General features: G+C 67.4%; 21 protein-coding genes. 15 read left to right on the top strand and 6 right to left on the bottom strand.

Features of this window, described 5'->3' with window-relative positions:
• The first annotated feature begins 17 nt into the window (after positions 1 to 17).
• From steA to xerD, 5 genes are all read left to right on the top strand, one after another.
• A complete protein-coding gene (steA, locus tag ACFXHA_RS35160; RefSeq protein WP_379363895.1) occupies positions 18 to 1,229 on the top strand; it encodes a putative cytokinetic ring protein SteA in 1,212 nt (403 codons plus the stop codon).
• Between the two features lie 7 nt (positions 1,230 to 1,236).
• On the top strand, positions 1,237 to 2,157 hold the full coding sequence (locus tag ACFXHA_RS35155; RefSeq protein WP_379363893.1) for a copper transporter: 921 nt from the start codon (positions 1,237 to 1,239) through the stop codon (positions 2,155 to 2,157).
• Positions 2,158 to 2,299: 142 nt separating this feature from the next.
• Positions 2,300 to 4,024 carry a CTP synthase gene (locus ACFXHA_RS35150; protein WP_379363891.1) on the top strand — a complete coding sequence of 575 codons (1,725 nt, stop codon included), beginning with the start codon at positions 2,300 to 2,302 and terminating at the stop codon, positions 4,022 to 4,024.
• Positions 4,025 to 4,456: 432 nt separating this feature from the next.
• On the top strand, positions 4,457 to 5,116 hold the full coding sequence (locus ACFXHA_RS35145; protein WP_379363889.1) for an NUDIX domain-containing protein: 660 nt from the start codon (positions 4,457 to 4,459) through the stop codon (positions 5,114 to 5,116).
• A 78-nt stretch (positions 5,117 to 5,194) separates the two neighbouring features.
• Positions 5,195 to 6,115, top strand: a complete 921-nt coding sequence (gene xerD, locus ACFXHA_RS35140) for a site-specific tyrosine recombinase XerD (RefSeq protein WP_379363887.1) — start codon at positions 5,195 to 5,197, stop codon at positions 6,113 to 6,115.
• 9 nt (positions 6,116 to 6,124) lie between these two features.
• On the opposite strand, the gene ACFXHA_RS35135 is transcribed toward xerD, so the two are convergent.
• Complete coding sequence (locus tag ACFXHA_RS35135) at positions 6,125 to 6,607, bottom strand: hypothetical protein (protein ID WP_379363886.1); 483 nt, start codon at positions 6,605 to 6,607, stop codon at positions 6,125 to 6,127.
• 127 nt (positions 6,608 to 6,734) lie between these two features.
• Here ACFXHA_RS35135 and ACFXHA_RS35130 point away from each other — a divergent pair, with 127 nt between their 5' ends.
• Positions 6,735 to 7,622 carry an alpha/beta fold hydrolase gene (locus tag ACFXHA_RS35130; RefSeq protein WP_379363884.1) on the top strand — a complete coding sequence of 296 codons (888 nt, stop codon included), beginning with the start codon at positions 6,735 to 6,737 and terminating at the stop codon, positions 7,620 to 7,622.
• Positions 7,623 to 7,689: 67 nt separating this feature from the next.
• The gene (locus tag ACFXHA_RS35125) at positions 7,690 to 8,319 is read left to right on the top strand and encodes an antibiotic biosynthesis monooxygenase family protein (protein ID WP_379363882.1); all 630 of its coding nucleotides are present in this window, start codon (positions 7,690 to 7,692) and stop codon (positions 8,317 to 8,319) included.
• Between the two features lie 19 nt (positions 8,320 to 8,338).
• Here the strand turns inward: ACFXHA_RS35125 and ACFXHA_RS35120 are convergent, their stop codons facing one another.
• Positions 8,339 to 8,713, bottom strand: a complete 375-nt coding sequence (locus ACFXHA_RS35120) for a hypothetical protein (RefSeq protein ID WP_379363880.1) — start codon at positions 8,711 to 8,713, stop codon at positions 8,339 to 8,341.
• Positions 8,710 to 9,357 (bottom strand): hypothetical protein, encoded by a 648-nt coding sequence (locus tag ACFXHA_RS35115; protein ID WP_379363878.1) that lies wholly within the window; start codon positions 9,355 to 9,357, stop codon positions 8,710 to 8,712. Before ACFXHA_RS35115 ends, ACFXHA_RS35120 begins: the two co-directional genes overlap by 4 nt.
• A gap of 485 nt (positions 9,358 to 9,842) precedes the next feature.
• Here ACFXHA_RS35115 and ACFXHA_RS35110 point away from each other — a divergent pair, with 485 nt between their 5' ends.
• From ACFXHA_RS35110 to der, 6 genes are all read left to right on the top strand, one after another.
• Positions 9,843 to 10,739: a ParA family protein gene (locus tag ACFXHA_RS35110; protein ID WP_379363935.1), complete on the top strand. Its 897-nt coding sequence runs from the start codon at positions 9,843 to 9,845 to the stop codon at positions 10,737 to 10,739.
• 83 nt (positions 10,740 to 10,822) lie between these two features.
• Positions 10,823 to 11,758, top strand: a complete 936-nt coding sequence (locus ACFXHA_RS35105) for a segregation and condensation protein A (protein WP_379363933.1) — start codon at positions 10,823 to 10,825, stop codon at positions 11,756 to 11,758.
• 365 nt (positions 11,759 to 12,123) lie between these two features.
• A complete protein-coding gene (scpB, locus tag ACFXHA_RS35100) occupies positions 12,124 to 12,975 on the top strand; it encodes an SMC-Scp complex subunit ScpB (RefSeq protein WP_379363931.1) in 852 nt (283 codons plus the stop codon).
• Between the two features lie 1,010 nt (positions 12,976 to 13,985).
• Positions 13,986 to 14,918, top strand: a complete 933-nt coding sequence (locus tag ACFXHA_RS35095; protein WP_379363876.1) for a pseudouridine synthase — start codon at positions 13,986 to 13,988, stop codon at positions 14,916 to 14,918.
• A gap of 62 nt (positions 14,919 to 14,980) precedes the next feature.
• Positions 14,981 to 15,649 (top strand): (d)CMP kinase, encoded by a 669-nt coding sequence (gene cmk, locus ACFXHA_RS35090; RefSeq protein ID WP_379363929.1) that lies wholly within the window; start codon positions 14,981 to 14,983, stop codon positions 15,647 to 15,649.
• Positions 15,646 to 17,061 carry a ribosome biogenesis GTPase Der gene (gene der, locus ACFXHA_RS35085; protein WP_379363874.1) on the top strand — a complete coding sequence of 472 codons (1,416 nt, stop codon included), beginning with the start codon at positions 15,646 to 15,648 and terminating at the stop codon, positions 17,059 to 17,061. Before cmk ends, der begins: the two co-directional genes overlap by 4 nt.
• Positions 17,062 to 17,161: 100 nt before the next feature.
• On the opposite strand, the gene ACFXHA_RS35080 is transcribed toward der, so the two are convergent.
• Positions 17,162 to 18,115, bottom strand: coding sequence for a TauD/TfdA dioxygenase family protein (locus ACFXHA_RS35080; protein WP_379363872.1), 954 nt, complete (start codon positions 18,113 to 18,115; stop codon positions 17,162 to 17,164).
• Between the two features lie 75 nt (positions 18,116 to 18,190).
• Between ACFXHA_RS35080 and ACFXHA_RS35075 the strand changes: the two genes are divergently transcribed.
• Positions 18,191 to 18,772: a TetR/AcrR family transcriptional regulator gene (locus tag ACFXHA_RS35075; protein WP_379363870.1), complete on the top strand. Its 582-nt coding sequence runs from the start codon at positions 18,191 to 18,193 to the stop codon at positions 18,770 to 18,772.
• 14 nt (positions 18,773 to 18,786) lie between these two features.
• Here ACFXHA_RS35075 and ACFXHA_RS35070 read toward each other — a convergent pair whose 3' ends face one another.
• Positions 18,787 to 19,317 (bottom strand): hypothetical protein, encoded by a 531-nt coding sequence (locus ACFXHA_RS35070; protein WP_379363868.1) that lies wholly within the window; start codon positions 19,315 to 19,317, stop codon positions 18,787 to 18,789.
• Positions 19,318 to 19,505: 188 nt separating this feature from the next.
• On the opposite strand from ACFXHA_RS35070, the gene ACFXHA_RS35065 reads away from it, so the two are divergent.
• Positions 19,506 to 21,779 (top strand): bifunctional serine/threonine-protein kinase/ABC transporter substrate-binding protein, encoded by a 2,274-nt coding sequence (locus ACFXHA_RS35065; RefSeq protein ID WP_379363866.1) that lies wholly within the window; start codon positions 19,506 to 19,508, stop codon positions 21,777 to 21,779.
• Here ACFXHA_RS35065 and ACFXHA_RS35060 read toward each other — a convergent pair.
• The gene (locus tag ACFXHA_RS35060) at positions 21,776 to 23,029 is read right to left on the bottom strand and encodes a hypothetical protein (RefSeq protein WP_379363864.1); all 1,254 of its coding nucleotides are present in this window, start codon (positions 23,027 to 23,029) and stop codon (positions 21,776 to 21,778) included. The genes ACFXHA_RS35065 and ACFXHA_RS35060 overlap by 4 nt on opposite strands.
• Positions 23,030 to 23,060 lie beyond the last annotated feature (31 nt).

The raw sequence follows: 23,060 nt of genomic DNA, 5'->3' as shown, positions 1-23,060 counted from the left end.
GGTAATCATCGATCGTTATGAAGATGCTGGCCCTGCTTTCGCGCACAACCGAAACGCTGCCTGGTCTGACCGGCATGGCCCGGGTGGACCGGAACACCAGGCGGTTGTTGCAGCGAGTGGGGCCCGGGGACGTGGTCGTCCTGGACGAGATGGACCTGGATCGGCTCACCGCCGACCGGCTCGTCGAGGCCCAGGTGGCGGTGGTCATCAACGCCTCGCCCTCGATCTCCGGCAGATACCCCAACCTCGGCCCGGAAGTGCTGGTGGCCAATGGGATTCAGCTGATGGACGCGCTCAGCTCGGACGTCTTCAAGAAGATCAAGGACGGCATCCGGGTCCGCGTCGAGGACGGCGTGGTCTACGCCGACAAGCTGTCGAAGAAGGAACCCGAGGCGCTCGTCGAGGGCATCGAGCTCACCGAGGCCGCCATCGCCGAACGCATGATCGAGGCCCGCAACGGGCTGGCCGATCACCTGGAAGCGTTCTCCGGCAACACCATCGAATTCATTCGCACCGAATCCTCGCTGCTCATCGATGGAATCGGGGTGCCGGATGTCGAAATCGACATGAAGAAGCGGCATGTCGTGGTGGTCGCCGACGGTCCGGACCACATCGAGGACCTCAAGCGGATCAAGCCGTTCATCAAGGAGTACGCGCCCATCCTGATCGGTGTCGGCCGCGGCGCGGATACCTTGACCCGCAACGGATACCGGCCCGACCTGATCGTCGGCGATCCGGAGGAGATCACCGCCACCACGCTCAAATCCGGCGCGGAGGTGATCCTGCCCGCCGATACCGACGGGCACGCCAAGGGTTTGGAGCGGATCCAGGATCTGGGCATCGGCGCGACCACCTTCCCGTCCTCGGGCGCACCCGCGGATCTGGCGCTGCTGCTGGCCGATCACCACGGCGCGTCGCTCATCGTCACCGTCGGCGCGGCGGCCTCCCTCGACGACTTCTTCGACCGTGGTCGCCGCGATTCGAATCCGGCAACCTTCCTGACACGCCTCAAAATGGGCACCAAGCTGATGGATGCGAAAGCCGTTGCGGCGCTGTACCGTCACCGGGGCTCCGGGTGGGCGGTCGCGCTGGTGGTGTTGGCCGCATTGGTCGCCCTGGTCGTGGCGGTGCTGGCCACCCACATGGGCGGTGAGGCGCTGACCTGGGCCACCGACTTCTGGCATCGCGGATCGCATTGGGTATCGGGGCTATTGGACCGGCAAAAGTAGAGGACTCATGATTTCCTTTCGCCACCATGCGATTTCGATCGCCGCGGTATTCCTGGCCCTGGCGGTCGGGGTGGTGCTGGGCACCCGCACCCAGGGCAACGGATTGTTCCCTGGAGCAGGTGACCGGCAGCAGGCCAACGATCTGCGCGCCGAGAACGCACGGTTGAGCGAACAGGTGAAGGCCTCCGACGCGTTCCTGGCGGGTGCGGCCGGGAAGCTGCTGGCGGGCAGTCTGGCCAACCGGTCGGTACTGCTGTTCACCACCCCCGACGCGGACAGTGGCGACGCCGACGCGGTCACCGCCGCGCTCACCACCGCCGGGGCCACCGTCACCGGCCGGGTCGGGCTCACCGGCGCCTTCACCGACTCCTCCGAGGGCGACCGCCTGCGCACGGCGCTGGTGAACGTGGTGCCCGCGGGCGCACAGCTGAAGATCGACGCCGTCGATCAGGGCAGCCTCGCCGGGGACCTGCTCGGTCAGGTGTTGCTCGCCGATCCCGTCAGCGGGCAGTCGCGCGGGACCGCGCAGGAACGCGGCCTGGCCCTGGAAACGCTGCGCGGCGGCGGCTTCCTGACCTTCGGTGACGTGGCGCCCGCACAGCTGGCCGTGGTGGTCACCGGGGACGGGGCGCGCGCGGACGAGAACAATCGCGGCACCATCATCGCCCGCTTCGCCGGCGGGTTGCGCTCGCACAGCGCCGGGGTGGTGCTGGCGGGTCGCTACGGCGCGGCCGAAGGACCGGGGGCGATCGCGGTGGCGCGATCCGAGGGCGGGCTGGCCACGGTCACCACCGTCGACAATGTGGATCGCGAGATCGGCCGGATCACCACGGTGCTCGGGCTCACCGAGCAGTTGAACGGCGGCACCGGCCGGTACGGCACCGGCGCGAAGGCGACCTCGCTCACACTCGCGGCCCTGCCGCGCTGAGTGAAAGCCCCGGCCCACACGGGAAAGTTCGCCCGCGACACGCAGAATCGGGGCAATCGACACTCCGAGGCGAGCCAATCGCGGGCAACCGATGTGCGTGGCATTCGATCGGCTCCACCGATCCGTGTTACCGTGAAGTCCCGTGGGTAATTCACGGATTCCGGCGCGCCAGGCCACGAAACACATCTTCGTCAGCGGCGGTGTCGCCTCTTCACTCGGTAAGGGTTTGACCGCCTCCAGCCTCGGTCAACTACTTACGTCGCGCGGTTTGCGCGTCACGATGCAGAAATTGGATCCGTACCTGAACGTCGATCCGGGCACCATGAATCCTTTCCAGCACGGAGAGGTTTTCGTGACCGAGGACGGCGCTGAGACGGATCTCGATGTCGGCCACTACGAACGTTTTCTGGACCGCGATCTATCCGCGGACGCCAATGTGACCACCGGCCAGGTGTACTCGAAGGTGATCGCCAAGGAACGTCGCGGCGAGTACCTCGGTGACACGGTGCAGGTGATCCCGCACATCACCGATGAGATCAAGAGCCGCATCCAGGCCATGGCAGGTCCCGACCTGCACGGACAGGCCCCGGATGTGGTGATCACCGAAATCGGTGGCACCGTCGGCGATATCGAGTCGCAGCCGTTCCTGGAGGCGGCGCGGCAGATTCGCCACGAGGTGGGCCGCGACAACTGCTTCTTCCTGCACGTCACGCTGGTGCCCTACCTGGGTCCCTCGGGCGAGCTCAAGACCAAGCCGACCCAGCACTCGGTGGCGGCGCTGCGCAATATCGGTATCCAGCCGGATGCTTTGATCCTGCGCTGCGATCGGGACGTGCCGCAGCCGCTCAAGAACAAGATCGCGCTGATGTGCGACGTGGATGTGGACGCCTGCATCTCGACGCCGGACGCGCCGTCGATCTACGACATTCCGAAGGTGCTGCACCGGGAGGGCTTGGACGCGTACGTCGTTCGCCGCCTCGGTCTGCCCTTCCGGGACGTGGACTGGACGGTGTGGGGCGATCTGCTGGATCGCGTGCACAACCCGCGCGAAGAGGTCACCGTCGCGCTGGTCGGCAAGTACGTGGACCTGCCGGACGCCTACCTGTCGGTCACCGAGGCGCTGCGGGCGGGCGGCTTCGCCTCCAAGGCCAAGGTGAACATCCGCTGGGTGCAGTCCGACGAGTGCGAGACCGAGGCGGGCGCGCGTTCGCACCTGTCCGACGTCGACGCGATCCTGATCCCCGGCGGCTTCGGCATTCGCGGCATCGAGGGCAAGGTGGGCGCGATCCGCTACGCCCGCGAGCACAAGATTCCGCTGCTGGGCCTGTGCCTGGGACTGCAGTGCGTGGTCATCGAGGCGGCGCGCTCGGTGGGCCTGAAGGACGCCAACTCGGCGGAATTCGAGCCCGACACCAAGTACCCGGTCATCTCCACGATGGCCGACCAGGAGCAGATCGTCGCCGGTGAAGCCGATCTCGGCGGCACCATGCGCCTGGGCGCGTACCCCGCTGTGCTGCAGAAGGATTCCCTGGTGGCCGCCGCCTACGGCGAGACCGAGGTCTCCGAGCGGCACCGTCATCGCTACGAGGTCAACAACACCTACCGCGACAAGATCGCCAAGAGCGGCCTGAAGTTCAGCGGCGTCTCCCCGAACGGCCACCTGGTCGAATTCGTCGAGTACCCCGCTTCGCAGCACCCGTTCCTGGTGGCCACCCAGGCCCACCCGGAACTCAAGTCCCGCCCCACCCGTCCGCACCCGCTCTTCGCGGCACTGATCTCGGCGGCGCTGGATTACAAGGCCGCCGAACGCCTCCCGGTCGAGATCCCCAACGAGGCTCCGGCCGAGGCGGAAAAGGTCTCGAAGTAACTCACCACCTGCCATAACCCGATCCGCCCGCGCACACAGCAGTGCGCGGGCGGATCGCGTTCACGCCACCTCGTGGGTGGCAGCGCACCGCCTCGGGCCACAACGCCTGAATGACACACCTCGGAGGTGGTCCGCCGGATTTGCCCATGTGCCACGTGGTGATCCGACGGTGGCAGTGAGTGGGTTAGCGCCGGAGGGACTGCTGTGGGCCGGATGCCAGGACGGTAGCTATTTCTGCGCGGGGCCGGGCAAGCCCCGACTGTGGTGCCGATGGCGCGGATGCCGATCGGATCAGGGGGCCGGGTGGGCTTCGGTGCCGCGCGGGGCGTTTCGTTGCGCGCGTTCGTGTGGGAGTTATGTCGGGATCGGTGCATTGGTGAGCCGGTCGGCGGCGTGCACCGGGTAGATGGTGGGGCGCGCTAGGGTTTGCGGATGACGTCTTCTGGTTCGGTGCCCGGCGCGCACGAGTTCGATGTTCTGTCCAGTCGCACGGTGTATTCGGGGGCGATTCTGGCGTTGCGGTTGGATCAGGTGGTGATGCCGGGTGGGCGGACTGCCGAGCGGGAGGTGGTTGAGCATCATGCGGCGGTGGCGGTCGCGGCGCTGGATGAGGACGAGAATCTGGTGTTGATCAATCAGTATCGGCATCCGATCGGGGGCCGGTTGCTGGAGTTGCCGGCGGGGTTGCTCGACAAGCTGGGGGAGGATCCGCTTGAAGCGGCCAAGCGGGAGTTGGCCGAGGAGACGGGGCTGGCGGCGCGCGAGTGGTCGGTGCTGGTGGATGTGGCGTTGTCGCCGGGGTTCACCGATGAGGCGTTGCGGGTGTATCTGGCGACCGGGTTGTACGAAACCGACCGGCCCGAACCGGAATTGGAGGAGGCGGACCTGCAGATTCTGCGGGTGCCGCTCGCCGAGGCGGTGCGGGCCGCGCTCGCCGGTGAAATCACCAATGCCACAGCGGTTGCCGGGGTGACCGCGCTGATGACGGCCCGGGCCAGCGGTGCGGCCTTGCGTCCGGCGGATGCTCCGTGGCCGGGTTTGCCGACCGCCTTCCTGGAGCGCAAGGCGCGGGAGAACTCCGCGTCGCAATAGATCCCGATTGGGATACTTGTTCGATTTGCGTGCTTCGGCTGGGCGAGTTCGTCGGTGGTGGCTGCAATGATGTGACCCGTGCTGAAGCGGCAGATCGACGCGTACCTCGACCATATGGCGGTCGAGCGCGGTGCCGCGCGCAATACGCTCAGCGCCTACCGCCGCGATCTCGGCCGCTACCAGCACTTTCTGGTGGAGCGCGGGGTGGAAACGCTTGCGCGCGTGGCCGAGTCGGATATCGCGGAATACATGATCGCATTGCGGTCGGGGGACACCGAACATCCGGCGCTGGCGGCCTCCTCCGCCTCGCGGGCCCTCATCGCGGTGCGCGGACTGCACCGGTTCGCGACGGCGGAGGGGATCACCGACGCCGATGTGGCGCATCCGGTGAAACCGCCCACTCCCGCGCGGCGACTACCCAAAGCGCTGCCCTACGACCAGGTTTCGCGACTACTCGAGGCCGCGGGCGGCGATATCGCCGAGGGGCCACGCGGTTTGCGAGATCGCGCGCTGCTCGAACTGCTGTATTCCACCGGGGCCCGCATCTCGGAGATCATCGGCCTGGACGTGGACGATATCGATACCGCGGAGCGGGCGGTGGTACTGCGCGGCAAGGGCGGCAAGCAGCGCATGGTGCCGATCGGCAGGCCCGCGCTGGCCGCGGTCGACGCATACCTGGTGCGCGGCCGCCCGGCACTGGCGACGCTCGGCCGCGGCAACAGCGCCCTGTTCCTGAACCATCGCGGTGGCCGGCTATCGCGGCAAACCGCCTGGCAGGTCCTGCAATCCGCAGCGGAGCGAGCCGGTATCGCCGCACAGGTCTCACCACACACGCTCCGCCACTCCTTCGCGACCCATCTCCTCGACGGCGGCGCGGATGTGCGGGTCGTGCAGGAGCTGCTCGGCCACGCCTCGGTCACCACGACGCAGATCTACACGCTCGTGACCGTAGGAACACTGCACGAAGTATGGGCGACCGCGCATCCCCGTGCCCGGTAAGGCAATCGGCTAGGTGGCCGGGCCGTCGATATGCAGGACGCGGTCGGTCAGTTGCATGCGGCGCACCGTGAACACCAGGGCGATGGCGGCCGCCGCCAGGATCAGGATGAAGGCGACGGGAGTTGGCCACTCCAGGATCTCGGCGAGTTCGACTGCCTCCTTGACGCCGATCAGGGCGGCGCCGCCGCCTACGACGAACCAGCCGGCGGCCTTGTTGGAGTAGGTGACGAACTCGGTGCGTTGCTGGGGTGTGAGTGACTCCAGTACTCGCTGCTGCCAGGCGCTTTCGCTGCGTCGGGTCAGTACGTAGGCGACGGGAGGGAGTAGCCACCACCACGGGGAGACGCGGGGGTGCGGGATGGTGTTCATTTGGGTTCGGATTTGCGCTGTGCCTCGGCCGAGCTCGCCCAGTTCGACTGCGCCCTGATACATGGGTCCGGCCACCAGCACCCACGCGCCGATGAATCCGCACCATGCCGCGATCGCCTCCATCAGCGCATTATGTTCGCGAGGGTAGCCGCGCTGCCGCCATCCCGGTCGGGGAGGGCGTGTCGGAGATAGTTGCATCGGTGGTGCAAATTGTTTAGCGTGGTTTCGTACACGACCTCCGGGAGGAAACATGGCGGCGCTGACTTCGCGAGTCGCGGACTGGCAGCGAGCGGGCACGGTCGAAGACGTTGGTGGCCATCGGATCTTCGTGCGCGAGCGCGACGGCGATCCCGAATTGCCACCGGTGCTGTTGCTGCACGGGTATCCGTCGAGCTCCTACGACTGGCGTGCAGCATTCGAGCGGATCGAGGGACATCGGCTGCTCACCTTCGACTTTCTCGGCTTCGGGCTGTCGGACAAGCCGCGAGATGAGCTGTACTCCTTGCGGATTCAGGCCGATATCGTGGAGGCGGTGGCGCGACGGTTCGGGGACGAGCCGGTCGTCATGGTGTCGCACGATATGGGCAGCTCGGTCGCGACCGAACTACTCGCCCGTGACCTCGACGGAACCCTCTCGTTCACACTGAAATCCGCGCTGCTGTTCAACGCCAGCCTGGTCCGCGAGCAGGCCAGTCTGCTCGTCGGGCAGAAGCTGCTGCTCAGCCGCGTCGGTCCGGTGTTCGCCCGGTTGGTCAGCGAGATGTCCTTCCGTCGTTCGTTCGGCGGCATCTTCTCCAAGGCTCACCCGCTGACCGCCGAGGAAGCGGCCGACCAGTGGGCGCTGTTGCGGCACAACGACGGTCACCGCATGCTCGACAAGCTGATCTACTACAACCACGAACGCGTCACCCCGCCCACCTCCCTGCGCTGGCACAACGCCTTACGCTCCTGGCCGGGCCGACTGGAGCTGGGCTGGGCCGAACTGGACCCCATCTGCACCGAATCCGTCCTGCAAGCGGTCCAGAAGCTGCGCCCGGAAGTCGAACTGACCCGCCTCCCCGGCCTCGGCCACTACCCGCAACTCGAGGATCCCGAACGCACCTACCAACTCATCCAACGACACGCCTCGCAGAAGTAACCGACAGGCCGGTCGTCGTCTCATAAAGGGTTGACCTACAGCATGGTTGAGGTTTCACGATGAGGAGATGACCGACACCGGAATCACCCTGATCGACGCGCTCGAACTACCCGAGAACCGCATCGACGAGTCCATCGCGGACTGGCAACAGCGCGTCGCGCTCATTCACACCGCCCCCGGATTCCGGGACGCCCGTCTACATCGCCGATTGTCGCCGGAGTCCCGACTCGGCCTCGTCGCCGTCGCACACTGGGACAGTCTCGAAGCCCACGACAAGGCCCTTGCCGATCACGGTCTCACCGCATCGGAGGTCGTCGCACCCGGCAATGCCGAGGTGCGCAGTGGCCGATACGGGGTGGCAGCCGAATTCCACTCCACGACAGGCAATTCGGGTGAAGGCCCGGGTATCACCTTCGTCAACGCCTTCGAAATCCCCGCCGACCGAATCGACGACTTCCTCCCGAACTGGCGCGACCGTGCCCAGCACATGAGTACCGCCCCCGGCTTCCGAGCCAACCGCCTCCACCGAGCCCTCGACCCCACCACCCACTTCCCACTGGTCAACATCGCCCAGTGGGACACGCCTGAAGCGTGGATCGCCGCCACCAATGACCCCCGCTTCCAGCAACGCCTCACCGCCGCCCCAACCTTCGCCACCGCCAACCCCGCACTCTTCGCGCTCGTCGCGCAGTACTGAGGTCGAGGTGAGCGGGCCGTCACCGCGGGCGCGGTGCCCGTCGCTGCAGCGTCCGCCGCACAATCACACCCAGCGGGACATCCGGACGCTTGCGCCATCGGGCGGTATCCCACTTCGAATGCTGTCCCAGCAGCGCGGTTTCGGCATATTCGGCGGCTGTCGGGTCCACTCGCCCGGTCGCCGCCGCCAGCTGCCCCCGATCCCGATGCCGGTCGCTGCGATTCAATATCCGCTTGGTGCGCGGAATGTTCTTCCGCGAACTCTTGTCGTTCTCGCCGTAGTCATTCCGCCGATCCTTCGCATACGACAACGCCTTCTTCTCCTGCGGGGTGCGTATGCGGTGGCGGGATAGCGATTCACCTGGCAGGGTCTTGGTTTCGTGACCGGTGCTCACCTGGTCGGGTCGATCGGTGCGTCGTGTGCGGAGAGCTGGGTCGGCGGAGTTGAGTGATACGCCTGCGGCTGGAATTGCTGTGTCGACGGTAACGGCTGCGACTGGAAGACGGGTTGCGAGTGCAGCGGTGCCTGCGGCTGCGGAAACTGTCCGATCGCCGGGTAGGTTCCCGGCGCGGGGTATCCGGGAATCGGGGTGCCGGTTGCGGCGGTGATGCTCCGGGAGCCGGCGAAGGCCATTGCTCCGGAAGCGAATACGAGCAATGCGCCGATACCCGAGGCTGCCCAGGAAGCGGGTTCGCGCCAGGACGGCGGATCGGTAGGACCGAGGACGCGGACAGTCGTTCCGACCGGCGCTGACATATGGTTCACCTCATCGACGACTGTGTCCCGATCATCGTCCTTCGGTTGCACCATGACCAAGGCTGCAGTCTTGTCCTTGTTCATGAGTTGTGCGATGTCCCCTGACGTTGTGACGGACCTGACGTTCTTCATCCCACGGATGTTCAAGGCGATGTGGGCTATTGCCGTGGGTTCGAGCGTGCCGTTCGTCGACCCAACGAGCACAACGATGCTCACGGGGCTGTACGTGGAGAAGCCCGCGTCGTTTGCTTGCGATTCGATCTGGTAGCCGGCGGCGTACATCGGACTGCTGTGGCGCAAGCCGAGTCCCCCGCCCACGATCAGCCCTACTCCGATGAGCCCGCAGAGTATCGACCCGACGATTCGAACACCTTTGGACACCACGCCCCCCGAGAATCTCCGTCTTGAACGGGCGGAGTCTAACGGAGGTTGGTGGCTGTGGATTCGGCGTGATTGGGACGGAATTGGGGGTAAATGGTCTGATCTGCTGGGAACATGCTTGGGAGCCCGTAATCTGCTGTCCCACAACGCGAGAGTGTTCGGGCCTGGTCAGGCGGCTGAGCTAGGACACCCTTACCAGCCCTGAAGTGCAGGTTTACAGTGCGTGTCCGAGCGTTGGTCCGGCGCGAACAGGCGGTAGCGTCTAGATGGACCGGTTCGCACACGCGGCCGGGCGCGTCGTCCACGGCAGGTGGTGGGCGGGGGTTAAGGGCAGGAACGTCGAAGGAGCAGCGGACGTGACGACTACCGGTGGTGCGGGCCAGCGGATCGAAACCGCCGCGCAAACGCTGTGGGAGGCACCCGATGTGGTGCACGACAGCAAGCAGGTCGGTCCCACGGGTCGCCCGTTGCGGGAGATTCCGGAGCCGCCGGAGCCCGATCACACCGCGCCGGCGCTGATCGTCGCCATGTGCAATCAGAAGGGCGGCGTCGGCAAGACCACCTCGACCATCAATCTCGGTGCGGCGCTGGCGGAGTACGGGCGCAAAGTGCTGCTGGTGGACCTGGATCCGCAGGGCGCGCTGTCGGCGGGTCTCGGTGTGGCGCACCATGATCTGGATGTCACCGTGCACAACATGCTGGTCGGGCCGGGCAAGGTGAATGTCGACGATGTGCTGATGAGCACCAAGGTCGACGGCATGGATCTGCTGCCTTCCAATATCGATCTGTCCGCGGCCGAGATCCAGCTCGTCAACGAGGTGGGCCGCGAGCACACGCTGGGCCGGGCGCTCGCGCCGCTGCGCAATCGCTACGACTACATCCTCATCGACTGCCAGCCGTCGCTGGGTCTGCTCACCATCAACGCCCTGGCCTGCGCCGACGGCGTCGTCATTCCCATGGAGTGCGAATACTTTTCGCTGCGTGGCCTCGCCCTGCTCAACGACACCGTGGAGAAGGTGCGGGACCGGCTGAATCCCGAGCTGGTGCTGTACGGCATCGTTGTCACCATGTTCGATGCCCGCCTATTGCATTCGCGTCAGGTCATGACGCGCGTGGTCGAGGTGTTCGGCGACCTCGTGTACGACACGGTCATCTCGCGCACCGTCCGCTTCCCGGACGCCAGTGTCGCGGGTGAGCCGATCACCACCTGGGCTCCGAAATCCGGTGGCGCGGAGGCTTATCGGGCGATGGCGCGGGAAGTCATCCAGCGGTCGGGCCGTTGAGCGATTCTTTCGACTCGGCGTCCGCGCACGACCCGGCGGACGCGGATACGGCGCTGCCCGGGGACGGTGGCGTGCTCGGGGATATCGCCGATTCCGGCGCGGTCGAGGCGGCGGACGCCGCGGCCCCGGTCGATGTCCCGGTCCCGAATGCCGCCCCGGCTCCGAACCCGACCGCTACATCGGACAATTCGGACTCAAAGGGCAAATTTCACCTGAACCTGGCCAACTTTCAGGGCCCGTTCGACCTGCTGCTGCAGCTGATCAGCTCGCGCCGCCTGGACGTCACCGAGATCGCGCTGCACAAGGTGACCGACGAGTTCATCGCCTACACCAAGGCTCTCACCGCGAGCCTGTCCGGCGAACAAGGCCTGCGCGCCGACAAGATCCTCGACCAGACCACCGAATTCCTGCTCATCGCCGCGACACTGCTCGATCTGAAGGCGGCCCGGTTGCTGCCGTCGGGCGAAGTCTCCGACGAGGAGGACCTGGAACTCCTGGAAGCCCGCGACCTGCTGTTCGCGCGACTGTTGCAGTACCGGGCGTTCAAACAGGTGGCCGAGCTGCTCGGCGAGCTGGAGGCGGCCGCGCTGCAACGGTATCCGCGTGCGGTCTCGCTGGAAGAGCGGTATCTGGCGCTGTTGCCCGAGGTTACGCTGGGGGTGGACGCCGCGGGTTTCGCGGAGGTCGCCGCCACGGTGTTCCGGCCGCGTCCGACACCCCGGGTGGGGCTGGATCACATCCACGCCCACTCGATTTCGATCGCCGAGCAAGCCGCGCTCGTCCTGGAGCTGCTGAAAAGCCGTGGAGCGGGCGGGTGGACGACCTTCCACGAAATCTGCGTCGACTGCGAGCACCCGATCCAGATCGTGGCCCGCTTCCTGGCGCTGCTCGAGCTCTACCGCGGCAAGACCATCGAGTTCGAACAGCCCGACCCGCTGGGTCCGCTGTCCGTCAGCTGGCTCGGCGAGCTGGAAAACCTACCCCCACAACCGGTGCTGATCGAGGAGGACTACGGGTGACCGAGGTGCAGAACCCGGGAGACGACGCGCGGACCCCGCCCGCCGCCGGCCCAGCCGCGCTCACCCCGGCCCAGCAGATCATCGCCGATGCGGCCGCGGCAGCGAAGGCCCAACCCGTGCCCGCCGTGCTCATGCGCACGAGCGAGCCGACGGGGCACCTCGATGTCGTGGCACAGGATTCAGGCCGGCCCACCTCGGCCGAACCGGACGCCGATGCGCCCGAGGAAGCGACCTCGGTCGCCGTCGAGTCGGGCTCCGTGCAGCCCGAATCCGACTCGGCGCAGCCCGAATCCGATGAAGTGACGCTTTTTTCCGCGCCCGCGACGCCCACGTTGGCGACGCCCTCGGGTGTGACACCTGTGGTCATGGCATCTGCGGAGTCCGTCGCGGCCAAGGACGCAGAGGTCCATGTGGACGCGGAGACCTCTGTCGACTTGGAGGTGCCCGCGGACGCACAGGAGGTCGTGGTCGCGGACGTGCCCGCGGATGCTGAGGCACCCGTTGACGCTGGGACACCAGCCGTCGCTCGCGTGGATGTGGCGGATGTCTCCGCGCGGGGTGGGGGTGACGCCGAGCTCTATGAGGATGACGAGGAGCTGACCGAGGAGGAGTTTCGGGCGGCGCTCGAGGCGATGCTGTTGGTGGTGGATGCGCCTGCGCCGGTGGAGTTGCTGGCGTCGGCGATGCGCGCGCATCCGATTCGGGTGGAGACGGCGTTGCGGGAGATGTCGGGGGAGTTGACCGCGCGGCGCAGTGGCATGGATCTCAGGTTCGTGGGCGACGGGTGGCGTTATTACACGCGGCAGGAATTCGCGCCCTATGTGGAACGTATGCTGTTGGACGGCGCACGATCGAAGCTCACACGCGCCGCTTTGGAAACCATGGCGGTGATCGCGTACCGTCAACCGGTTACCCGAGCACGCGTGAGTGCGGTGCGCGGCGTGAACGTGGATGGCGTGATCCGGACCCTGCTGGCGCGGGGCCTGATCGCGGAGGCCGGAGCGGACCCGGAGACCAACGGCACTCTGTACATCACCACCGAACTGTTCCTGGAACGGATCGGGCTTGCGTCACTGGCGGATCTGCCGCCGTTGGCCCCCCTGCTCCCGGGCGTCGATCTGATCGACGAGATCAACGAGAGCCTGGACACCGACCCCCGGTACACCAGGCTGAAGAAACCAGCCGTGGCGGATATCGACCTCGGCACCGATGACTGAAATAGGACAACGTGAATACACCCGCTCGCCGAGATGGCACACCGGAACGTAGGAAACGTGGCAGCGAGCCGCCCAGTGGCGGCTCCCGGGCCGCACGAGGCAAGACCGGAGACGACCGGTCCGCCCGGGGCGGCAGCTCTTACGGCGGAGGCTCCGCCGGATCCCGCGGCGACTCGCGCGGCGGCAACTCATACGACTCGCGCGGCGGGTCCGGCTCCTACGGCGGCCGTGGCGGCAGCGGGTCCTCGGACTCGCGCGGCGGTTCGCGTGGCGGCTCGTACGGCGATTCCCGTGGCAGCGGCAATTCCCGCGGTGACTCGCGTGGTGGTAGCGGCTCGTACGGCGGCAGCCGTGGTGGCAGTGATTCCCGTGGCGGTTCGTCGTGGGGCGGCAATTCTCGCGGTGACTCGCGCGGCGGTAGCGGTTCGTTCGGTGGCCGTGGCGGCAGCGGGTCTTCTGACTCACGCGGCGGTTCGCGTGGCGGCTCCTACGGTGACTCCCGCGGTGGCGGCGATTCTCGTGGCGGTTCCGCGAATCGCGGCGGTTCGTCCTCCTGGGGCGGCAATTCTCGCGGTGACTCCCGTGGTGGCAGTGGCTCCTTCGGTGGCGGCCGTGGTGGCAATGATTCCCGTGGCGGTTCGTCGTGGGGCGGCAATTCCCGTGGTGACTCGCGTGGCGGTAGCGGCTCGTTCGGTGGTGGCCGTGGTGGCAGCGGGTCGTACGACTCGCGCTCCGGCGGTTCGCGCGGTGGGTCGTACGGCGAATCTCGTGGTGGCTCCGGCTCTTACGCGCCGCGTGGCGAAGGTTATGGCGCGCGTGGCGGTTCCGGCTCGCGCGGTGAAGGTTCCGGTGCGCGGGGCGAAAGCCAGTGGGGCGGAGGCGGTTCGCGTGGCGGAGCGCCTTCGCGTGGCGGCTCTTCCTACGGCAACTCTGCGCGTGGGGACAGCCGTGGCGGTCAGGGGCGGACCGGATTCGGTTCGGACCGGGCCGGTTTCGGGCAGGACCGCAATGTGGCGCGCGGCCGGATCGGTGGCGGTAGCCCGCTGGCCCCGCACACTTCGCCCAATACTCCGGCCAAGAAGAAGACCGTGAAGCCGGTCAAGCAGGCCGTGCAGCCGGTGCTGATCAGCAATGCCAAGCCCGCTCGTCGTCAGCACGTGGAGCTGGACGGCGACGCCGCTCAGGGCCCGAAGAAGCTGCCGTGGGGCGAGGGTGAGCGGCTGCAGAAGGTGCTCGCCAAGGCCGGTGTGGCCTCGCGCCGCGCGGCCGAGGAGATGATCGAGGCCGGCCGTATCGAGGTCGACGGCAAGATCGTGAAGGAGCAGGGCCTGCGCATCGACCCGGAGACCGCGGTCGTGCGGGTCGACGGCGTGCGCGTGGTGATCCGCGACGAGCAGGTGTACCTGGCGCTGAACAAGCCGAAGGGCTGGCAGTCGACCATGTCCGACGAGATGGACCGGCCCTGCGTCGGCGATATCGTCGCCGAGCGAATCGCGGCCGGGCAGCGCCTGTTCCACGTCGGCCGTCTGGACGCCGACACCGAGGGCCTGCTGCTGCTCACCAATGACGGCGATCTCGCACACCGGCTCATGCACCCGTCGTTCGAGGTGTCCAAGACCTACCTGGCCACGGTCAACGGTGAGGTCAACAACCGCGATGTCGGCAAGCTGCTCAAGAACGGCATCGAGCTCGAGGACGGACCCGCCACAGTGGACAAGTTCCAGGTGCTCGAGGTCGGTCAGGGCAAGTCGCTGGTGAAGGTGGTGCTGCACGAGGGTCGCAAGCACATCGTGCGCCGCCTGCTCGACGCGGTCGGCCACCCGGTGATCGCGCTGGTGCGCACTCATATCGGACCTGTCGCCCTGGGCGATCAGCGGCCGGGCACGCTGCGTGTGCTGGGCCGGGACGAAATCGGGAAGCTCTACGAGGCGGTGTCGTTGTGAACGGTGTGGGAAGTCTGATCGAGACCGGCGCACTGACCGGTTCCGCGCAACTGGTCGTCGCCATGGACGGCCCGTCGGGCACCGGCAAGTCGAGCGTGTCGCGTCAGCTCGCGACTCGCCTCGAGGCCAGCTACCTCGACACCGGCGCCATGTACCGGGTGGCGACGCTGCGCGTGCTGCGCAGCGGCGTCGACCTGGACGACGCCGAGGCGATCGTGGTGGCGGTCAAGGAACTGCCGTTGACCATCGGCACCGATCCGAGCCGCGAGGTGATCCTGCTCGACGGTGAGGACGTGTCGAGCGAGATCCGCGGCAATGCGGTGACCAAGGCGGTGTCGGCGGTGTCGGCCGTCGGCGAGGTGCGCGAGCAGCTCGTCGCCCTGCAGCGCGATATCACCGGTGCGGCCGGTCGAATCGTGGTGGAGGGCCGCGATATCGGCACCGTGGTGCTGCCCGAGGCGGACGTGAAGATCTACCTCACGGCATCGGCGGAGGCGCGCGCGTTCCGTCGCAATGCCCAGAATATTTCCGAGGGTCGCGGTGACGACTTCGAGGCCGTGCTGGCCGATGTGCAGCGTCGCGACACCCTCGATTCGACGCGCAAGGTGTCGCCGCTGCGTCCGGCCACGGACGCCGTGCTGGTCGACACCAGTGATCTGAACAAGGACGAGGTCATCGACGAGCTGTACCGCGTGGTGGCCGAACGAATTTCGGCTGGAGGCGCGCAGTGACCCAGGACACCTTCGCCGGTGACGGCATCTGGTCGGACGAATCCGATTGGGACATCGCCGAATTCGAGGGCGAGCAGGACGCGGAACACATTCCGCTGCCCACCGTCGCCATCGTGGGCCGCCCGAATGTCGGCAAATCCACGCTGGTGAACCGCATTCTGGGGCGCCGCGAGGCCGTCGTCGAGGACATCCCCGGCGTCACCCGTGACCGCATCTCGTACGAGGCCACCTGGGCCGGTCGCCGATTCCTGGTGCAGGACACCGGCGGCTGGGAACCCGACGCCAAGGGCCTGCAGCAGTCGGTGGCCCGGCAGGCCGAGATCGCCATGCAGACCGCCGACGCGGTCGTGGTCGTGGTCGACGTCACCGTCGGTGCGACTTCCGCGGACGAGGCGGTCGCGAAGACGCTGCGCCGCAGCAAGACCCCGGTCATCCTGGTCGCCAACAAGGTCGACAACCAGAAGCTCGAGGCCGACGCCGCCGAGCTGTGGTCGATGGGTCTGGGTGAGCCGCAGCTGGTTTCGGCCGCGCACGGCCGTGGCACCGGTGACCTCTTGGATCGCATTCTGGAGGTGATGCCCGAAACTCCGCGCGAGGGAACGGGTCTCACCGGCGGCCCGCGTCGTGTGGCGCTGGTCGGCAAGCCGAATGTCGGCAAGTCGTCGCTGCTCAACCGCCTGGCGGGCGAGGAGCGTTCGGTGGTCCACAATGTCGCGGGCACCACCGTCGACCCGGTCGACTCGCTGGTCGAACTGGGCGGCAAGCCTTGGCGTTTCGTGGACACCGCGGGCCTGCGCCGCAAGGTGAGCACCGCATCGGGCCACGAGTTCTACGCCTCGCTGCGCACCAAGGGGGCCATCGAGGCCGCCGAGGTCGCGGTCATGCTGATCGACGCTTCCGAACCGCTCACCGAGCAGGACATCCGCGTCATCTCCATGGTCTCCGAGGCCGGGCGCGCCCTCGTCATCGCCTACAACAAGTGGGATCTGGTCGACGAGGACCGCCGCGAGATGCTGGAACGCGAGATCGACCGCGAGATGGTGCAGGTGCGCTGGGCGCAGCGCGTCAACATCTCCGCGCACACCGGTCGTGCGGTCCAGAAGCTCGTGCCCGCCATGGAAACCGCCCTGGATTCCTGGGACAAGCGCATCTCCACCGGCCGCCTGAACAACTGGCTCAAGGAGGTGATTGCCGCGACTCCGCCCCCGATGCGCGGCGGCCGCCTGCCCCGAGTCCTGTTCGCCACTCAGGCGTCCACCCGCCCGCCGACGTTCGTGCTGTTCACCACCGGCTTCCTCGAGGCGGGCTACCGCCGCTTCATCGAGCGCAGGCTGCGTGAGGAGTTCAACTTCGACGGTTCCCCGGTCCGCGTGAACGTGCGCGTCCGCGAGAAGCGGGACAAGAAGAAGTAACGCGCGACCCGCGTACGAGTCGGCCCGGGACACGAAACCATGTCCCGGGCCGACCCATATGCGCGGGCAGTCACCCGGGCGTCAGCTGACGCGGGGGTGCTCAGCGTGCCGGGCGTGGGCCGATGATGGAGGCGCGCTCCATGATTCGTACCTGCGGCCAGTAGTCGCTGGCGGCGTAGTGCTGGACGGCGGCGTTGTCCCAGAAGGCGATGGTGTCGGGCTGCCAGTGCAGGCGGACCTGGTGTTCGGGGGAGTCGGCGGCTCGGCACAATTCGTCGATCAGTGTGCGGCTCTCCTCGGGGGCGAGGCCTTCGATGCGGTCGGTGAAGACGCGGTTGACGTAGAGGTGCTTGCGGCCGGTGGCGGGGTGGGTGCAGACGACCGGGTGCCGGACCGAGGGGAATTTCGCGCGCATCTCCGCTTGCTGCTCCGGGCCGAGGGCGAAGCCGAAGGCGCGGGTGTAATCGTGGATGGCGTCGAGGGTTTCGATCCGCGCCTTGGTCTCGTCGTCGAGGAAGTCGTAGGCGGCGTACATGTCCGAGAACAGGGTGTCGCCGCCGATCTCGGGGACGGCGATGGCGTGCAGGATGGCACCCATCGACGGCGTCTCGCGCCAGGTCACGTCGTGATGCCAGGAGTTCTCGAAGCCCGCGATCTGCGCGCTCTTCTCGAATCGCACCAGTTCCGGCAGTTCGGTGTTGCCCGGCAGGAACGGGTGTACCTCGAGATCGCCGAAGCGCCGGGCGAAGGCGACGTGCGCGGCCGAGGTCAGTGGTTGATCGCGGAAGAACAGCACCTTGTAGGCGTGGAGCGCGCGCCGGATCTCGTCGATCGCGGCATCGGGGAGTTCGGTGGTCAGGTCGATTCCGGAGATCTCGGCGCCGAGGGTCGCGCCGACCTGCCGGGCCTCGAAGTGCTGCCAGGTGAGTCCGGCCAGCCGGGTGTGCTCGTCGAGGAGGTGGGTGAAAGGTCCGGTTCGCACGGTGTATCCGGGCAGTCGCATCGACCGCGGGCGGTTGGCCGCGGGGGCTTCCGGGGTGGTGGTGACGGTCATTCGCGTGCTCCTTCGTGAGGTCGAAACACTGGTGTAGTCAGCTGACTACAGTCGATGATGCGCTAGTGTAGTCGCGTGACTACAGACTCGGCAACGGATACTTCGCCGGATCCGGACGAGGGCCCGATCGGCCGCGACGCGGTCGTCGCGGCGGTCCTCGAGCACGCCGCGGATCTGTTCGCCGAACGAGGCCCCGCCGCGACCTCGATCCGCGACATCGCCAAACGGGCGGGCGTCAACCACGGCCTGGTCTTCCGGCACCTGGGCGCGAAGGAGCAACTGGTCGCCGCGGTCCTCAATCACCTCGCCGATCAGACCGCCTTGCGGGTCGCCGCCGGGCCGGTCTCGGCGGGTGATCCGACCATGCGCCGCCAGTGGACCGTCCTGGCCCGCGCCATCCTCGACGGCTACCCGGTCGGCGAACTGCAGCAACACTTTCCGACCGTCGACCGTGTCGTCGAACAGGCTCGCAAACATCACCCCGATGAGCGCAGCGCCGACCTCGCCGCCGCCAACGCCCTGGCCCTGGTGCTGGGCTGGCAACTCTTCGAACCGTTCCTGCGCTTCGCCACCGGCCTCCAGGACGTCCCGGAGCCGGAGTTGCGCAGCGCGATCGAGACCGCCGCCGCGAGCGTCATGGGCCTACCCCGCCCCTGACCTGGGACGCGGTTTCAGCGGTTGGGGCCGATGGAGGGTTCGATCAGGGTGGCCGCGCGCAGAACTGCGGGGCAGGTGCCCGCGTCCGAGGAGATATTGATGTTGAGCACCCCCAGTTTGGTCCGCAGGTTGGCGTCGCAGCCCAGTGCGAGGGGCGAGTCCAAGACGGTGACAATCCGGGGCACGGTGTAGGCGTCCCTGCCGTTGATGGTGGTGATCCGGATCTGCGCGCTGTTCTTGCCGGCTCGATCGTTCGCCAGGGAACGGTCGTAATCCGAGGTGAGACCGTAGGTGGTCTGATGTTCCATCAGCAGCCCGCCACCGCTGGTGGCGTCCACACTGCATCGGTCCGGAAACTCCGCCACCGGATGCTTTTTCGTCGCGGGATCGAATCCGGCCTTGCGGAACACGTCGTCCTTGATGTCCGTACAGGGATCGAACAGCGCGCCCCCGGTCGGGGTGTCCTGCTGATCTTTCGTGCCGCACCCGGTCACCACAATCACGGCACCCACCACGAATGCCATGCGGGCGTAAGCCGTCCGCATCGTCCCTCCCCGTAAAGCTCGAAACACCGGTGGGAATCGTCCGCCCACCCCTCGGCCCGATCGCCGACGCGCAATGCTAACCGCACGCTGCGGACTGCACGGCCTTCGGCCTGGCCGCCGGCTCGGGGCAAGCGCGATGTGCTCCGGAAGCGGTAGGGTGCGAAGGGTTTTTGTGTGCGAGGGGCCGAATGGTGCGTGCGGGCGAGGAATTCGCTGGATATCTGATCGAGCGGCGGCTCGGCGGGGGCGGGATGGGGGAGGTCTATCTCGGCCGCCATCCGCGGCTGCCGCGGCTGATCGCGGTCAAGGTGCTGGCTCGGGAGTTGGCCTCGGAGAAGGAGACTCGCGCTCGGTTCGAGCGGGAGGCGGAGCTGATCGCGCGGCTCGATCACCCGAATATCGTGTCCGTGCACGATCGCGGAGTCGAGGGCGGGCGGCTGTGGATCGCCATGCAGTACGTCGACGGCGGCGACGCCTCCGCGCTGGATCCGTTCACACTGCCCGCCGAGGAGGCCGTGCACATCATCGCCGAAACGGCGAAAGCCCTGGACTACGCGCATTCGATGGGTGTGGTGCATCGCGATGTGAAGCCCGCCAATATCCTGCTGACCCGCCCGCCCGCGGGTCAGGAACGCCGAATCCTGTTGACAGACTTCGGGATCGGGCGGCTACGCGACGACTCGGCGCAGATCACCCGGACCGGAATGCTGGCCGCGACCATCACCTACGCCTCGCCCGAGCAGCTGTCGGGCGCGCCGCTGGATCAGCGGTCGGATCAGTATTCCTTGGCGTGCACCCTGTTTCGGCTGCTGACCGGCTCGACACCGTTCCAGGCCGAGACCGTCGCCGCCGTCATCGCGGGGCATCTGCAGCAGCAGCCGCCGAAGCTGGCCGATCGTCGCCCCGAACTACCCGCCGCGTTGGACGCGGTGCTCGCGCGTGGCTTGGCCAAACGCCCGGACGCCCGCTTCGAATCGTGCCGGGCCTTCGCCGAGGCAGCGGCCCAGGCGCTTTCGGAAGTCTCGGAGTCCACGCTGCCGCCGTCGTCCGGGGCGATCGTCGGCCGGTCGGACACCACCCGGCTGCTGTCCCTGCCCGAAGACGGGCAGCCCATGTCGGTCGGTGTTACCGCATCGGTGGCGACCCTGCCCGCTCCCGGCGATCTCACCGAGGCGGATACCTCGCGATTGCAGGTGAATTCGTCGGTACGTCGTCGGCGCGGTCGCTGGGCAGCCATCGGTGCGGCCACCACTGCGGTGGTGCTGGCCGTAGCAGCCGGAATCATCTGGATGGCACACGATTCCAGCTCACCGGCCGCCAAACCGGCATCCCCGGCCGTCGGTGACATCCCGCAGACCGCGGTGCTGACCGGATTCGGCCCGTTCACCCAGATCGACATGCAGGGCAGGAACAGTGGCGGCCCGGTCTCCGCCGAGGATCCGGCGAACGACGGTCGTCTGCCCTGCTCGCCGGTGTCGATCGCGGCGGAACTGCCACTCACGGGCGATAACGCGGCCCTGGGGGCAAGCATCCTGGGTGGCGTGAAACTGGCTGTCACCCAATTCGTTCAGGGCGGGGGCGGCGTCTGCCCGGTGACGATCAAGCAGTTCGATACCGAGGGCGACCCGACTACAGCGGCCCAGATCGCCCGCAAGATCGCCACGGACAAATCCATTGTGGCGGTAATCGGCCCCGCGCTCTCCCCGGAGGTGATGAAGGCCGGCAAGACTCTGGACGACGCGGGTCTGCCGTTTCTGACCCCGGTGGCATCGAATCCGGTACTGACGCAGCAGGGTTGGTCGGGCTTCTTCCGGGGTGTGGCCAACGATAATGTGCAGGGTCCGGCATTGGGCCGCTATCTGGCGACCACGGCGGCCTATTCTCGGGTTTGTGTGGTTAGGGACAACACGGACGGGTACGAGACGGCGTTGACCCCGGCTGTCATCGACGGACTGGGGACAACCGCCCTGTCGGAATGTCAGGTCAGCATCGACAAGGACGGCGATCGCAGTGTGGCGGTCAAGGCCATCGCGACGGCACATCCTGATGCGGTGTTCTATTCGGGCTACCCTCCCTCTGCAGCAGATCTGCTGAAGAAGCTCCGAAGTGCCGGTGTTGCCGCCACTTTCGTACTGGGTGATGGCGACTACGATCCGGCCTTCCGCAACGCCGCGGGATCCGCCGGGCCCGGCACGATCGTGGACTGTTCGTGTGGGCCCGCGACGAACCGTTTTCTCGCCGACTACAAGGCTGCGATCGGCGAGGACGTGGGCAATTTCGCCGTCGAGGGCTACGACCTCACCGCGATCGTGCTGCGCGGCATCGTCTCCGGCAATACTCAGCGCACGGACCTGCGGACCTACCTGCATCAGTACCACGCCGACGGCATCGGCCACTCCTACGGCTGGACCCCCGCCGGCGAACCCGCCGATCCGCGAGTCTGGCTCTACCGCATCTCCTAGGATTCGGCGGGCTCGGGGCGCAGACGGCGGAGGGCGAGAATGCCCAGCAGTGCACAGATTCCGAGTGCGAGTGCGAACCAGGCGGAGTGATTGCTCGTGACGGACCCGGGCTCGCGGTACCAGGGAGTGGTGCCGCAGACCCGGTGCCCCAGTGTCAGCACCGCGGAGGGGATCAGCAGAATGCCCAGGGGCAGCACGGTTCCGGGCGCGCTGCGGGTCGCGATCGCGCCGAAGCTGTAACCGGCGATGGCGGCCACGGCGCAGCTGCCGAGGAATACGACTCCGGCATCCGCGTTCCCGGCGGCCGGGGTGAACAGGTCGAAGAGGCCGAGGGCGAGGATCGCGCCGGCGGCCACGAGCGGGGCCGGGCGGATCATGCCGACGCCGAGTCCGAGCGTCATGGCCAGCAGCATCGGCCCGACCTGCCAATGATGTTGCACGCCATAGCTGATGGAGCTGCCGCTGGCCGCGAGTGCCACCATGAGCAGGGTGAGGGTGCCGTCGCGGCCGGGCAGCAGCAGCGCGCCCACGAAGGTGGCGGCGGCGATGGCGACCACCCCGGCGGCGATGGCGGCGACGCTCGCCGTGGACGGTGCCAGCCGTTCGGACACGACCGTGACGGTGGTGATCACCACGGCCGCGCCCAGCACGGGACCGAACGGCAGATTCAAGGTGGTCGGGTAGGCCCCGGGGCGACGGCAGGTCCAATAGCAAATAGTTAGCAAGATGAGTGTCGGTATGGTCAGCCAGCTCGGCGGAAGATCCATGAAGGCGCGTTCGAGCAGTGACCTGGTCCCGTTCCCGGTGACGTTCTCGAGGTGGTCGCCGACCAGGATGCCGGTCAGCGCCCCGAACAGATAACCCAGTGCGGGCGGCCGGTATTCGAGTGCCGCGGCACCGGCCGCGCCCAGCAGCACACCGGCTCCGAGTGAATCCACGAAGTTGGCGGTGGCCAGACTCGTCGAGGTCGAGGTCACCAGGAAATGGTCGGTGGCCAGTATCAGCGTCGCGACGGCGGCGGTGCCCCACGCCGCGCGCGTGCCGAACATGTGGACGCAGACCGCGGCGAGGACGGCGATGACCGCGCCCGCCGCGGTGGCGCGGGGCACGGTGATGGTCAGCAGCGTCATTTGCAGCGCCGAGGAGTCGGCGGCGCAGCCGGTGTCGACGGGCACGATGAGTGCCAGGCACGCGACGGCGGCGGCAAGGCCGGCGCCGAGGGTGTCGAGAACCGGACGATACCGCTGCACGGGCCGCTCCCGGGGGTCTGAATGCTCGGTC

It is taken from the genome of Nocardia sp. NPDC059240, assembly GCF_042753865.1.
Classification (GTDB): domain Bacteria; phylum Actinomycetota; class Actinomycetes; order Mycobacteriales; family Mycobacteriaceae; genus Nocardia.
The sequence above is the reverse complement of the archived record's forward strand: the minus strand, read 5'-3'. Positions and strand labels throughout refer to the sequence as shown.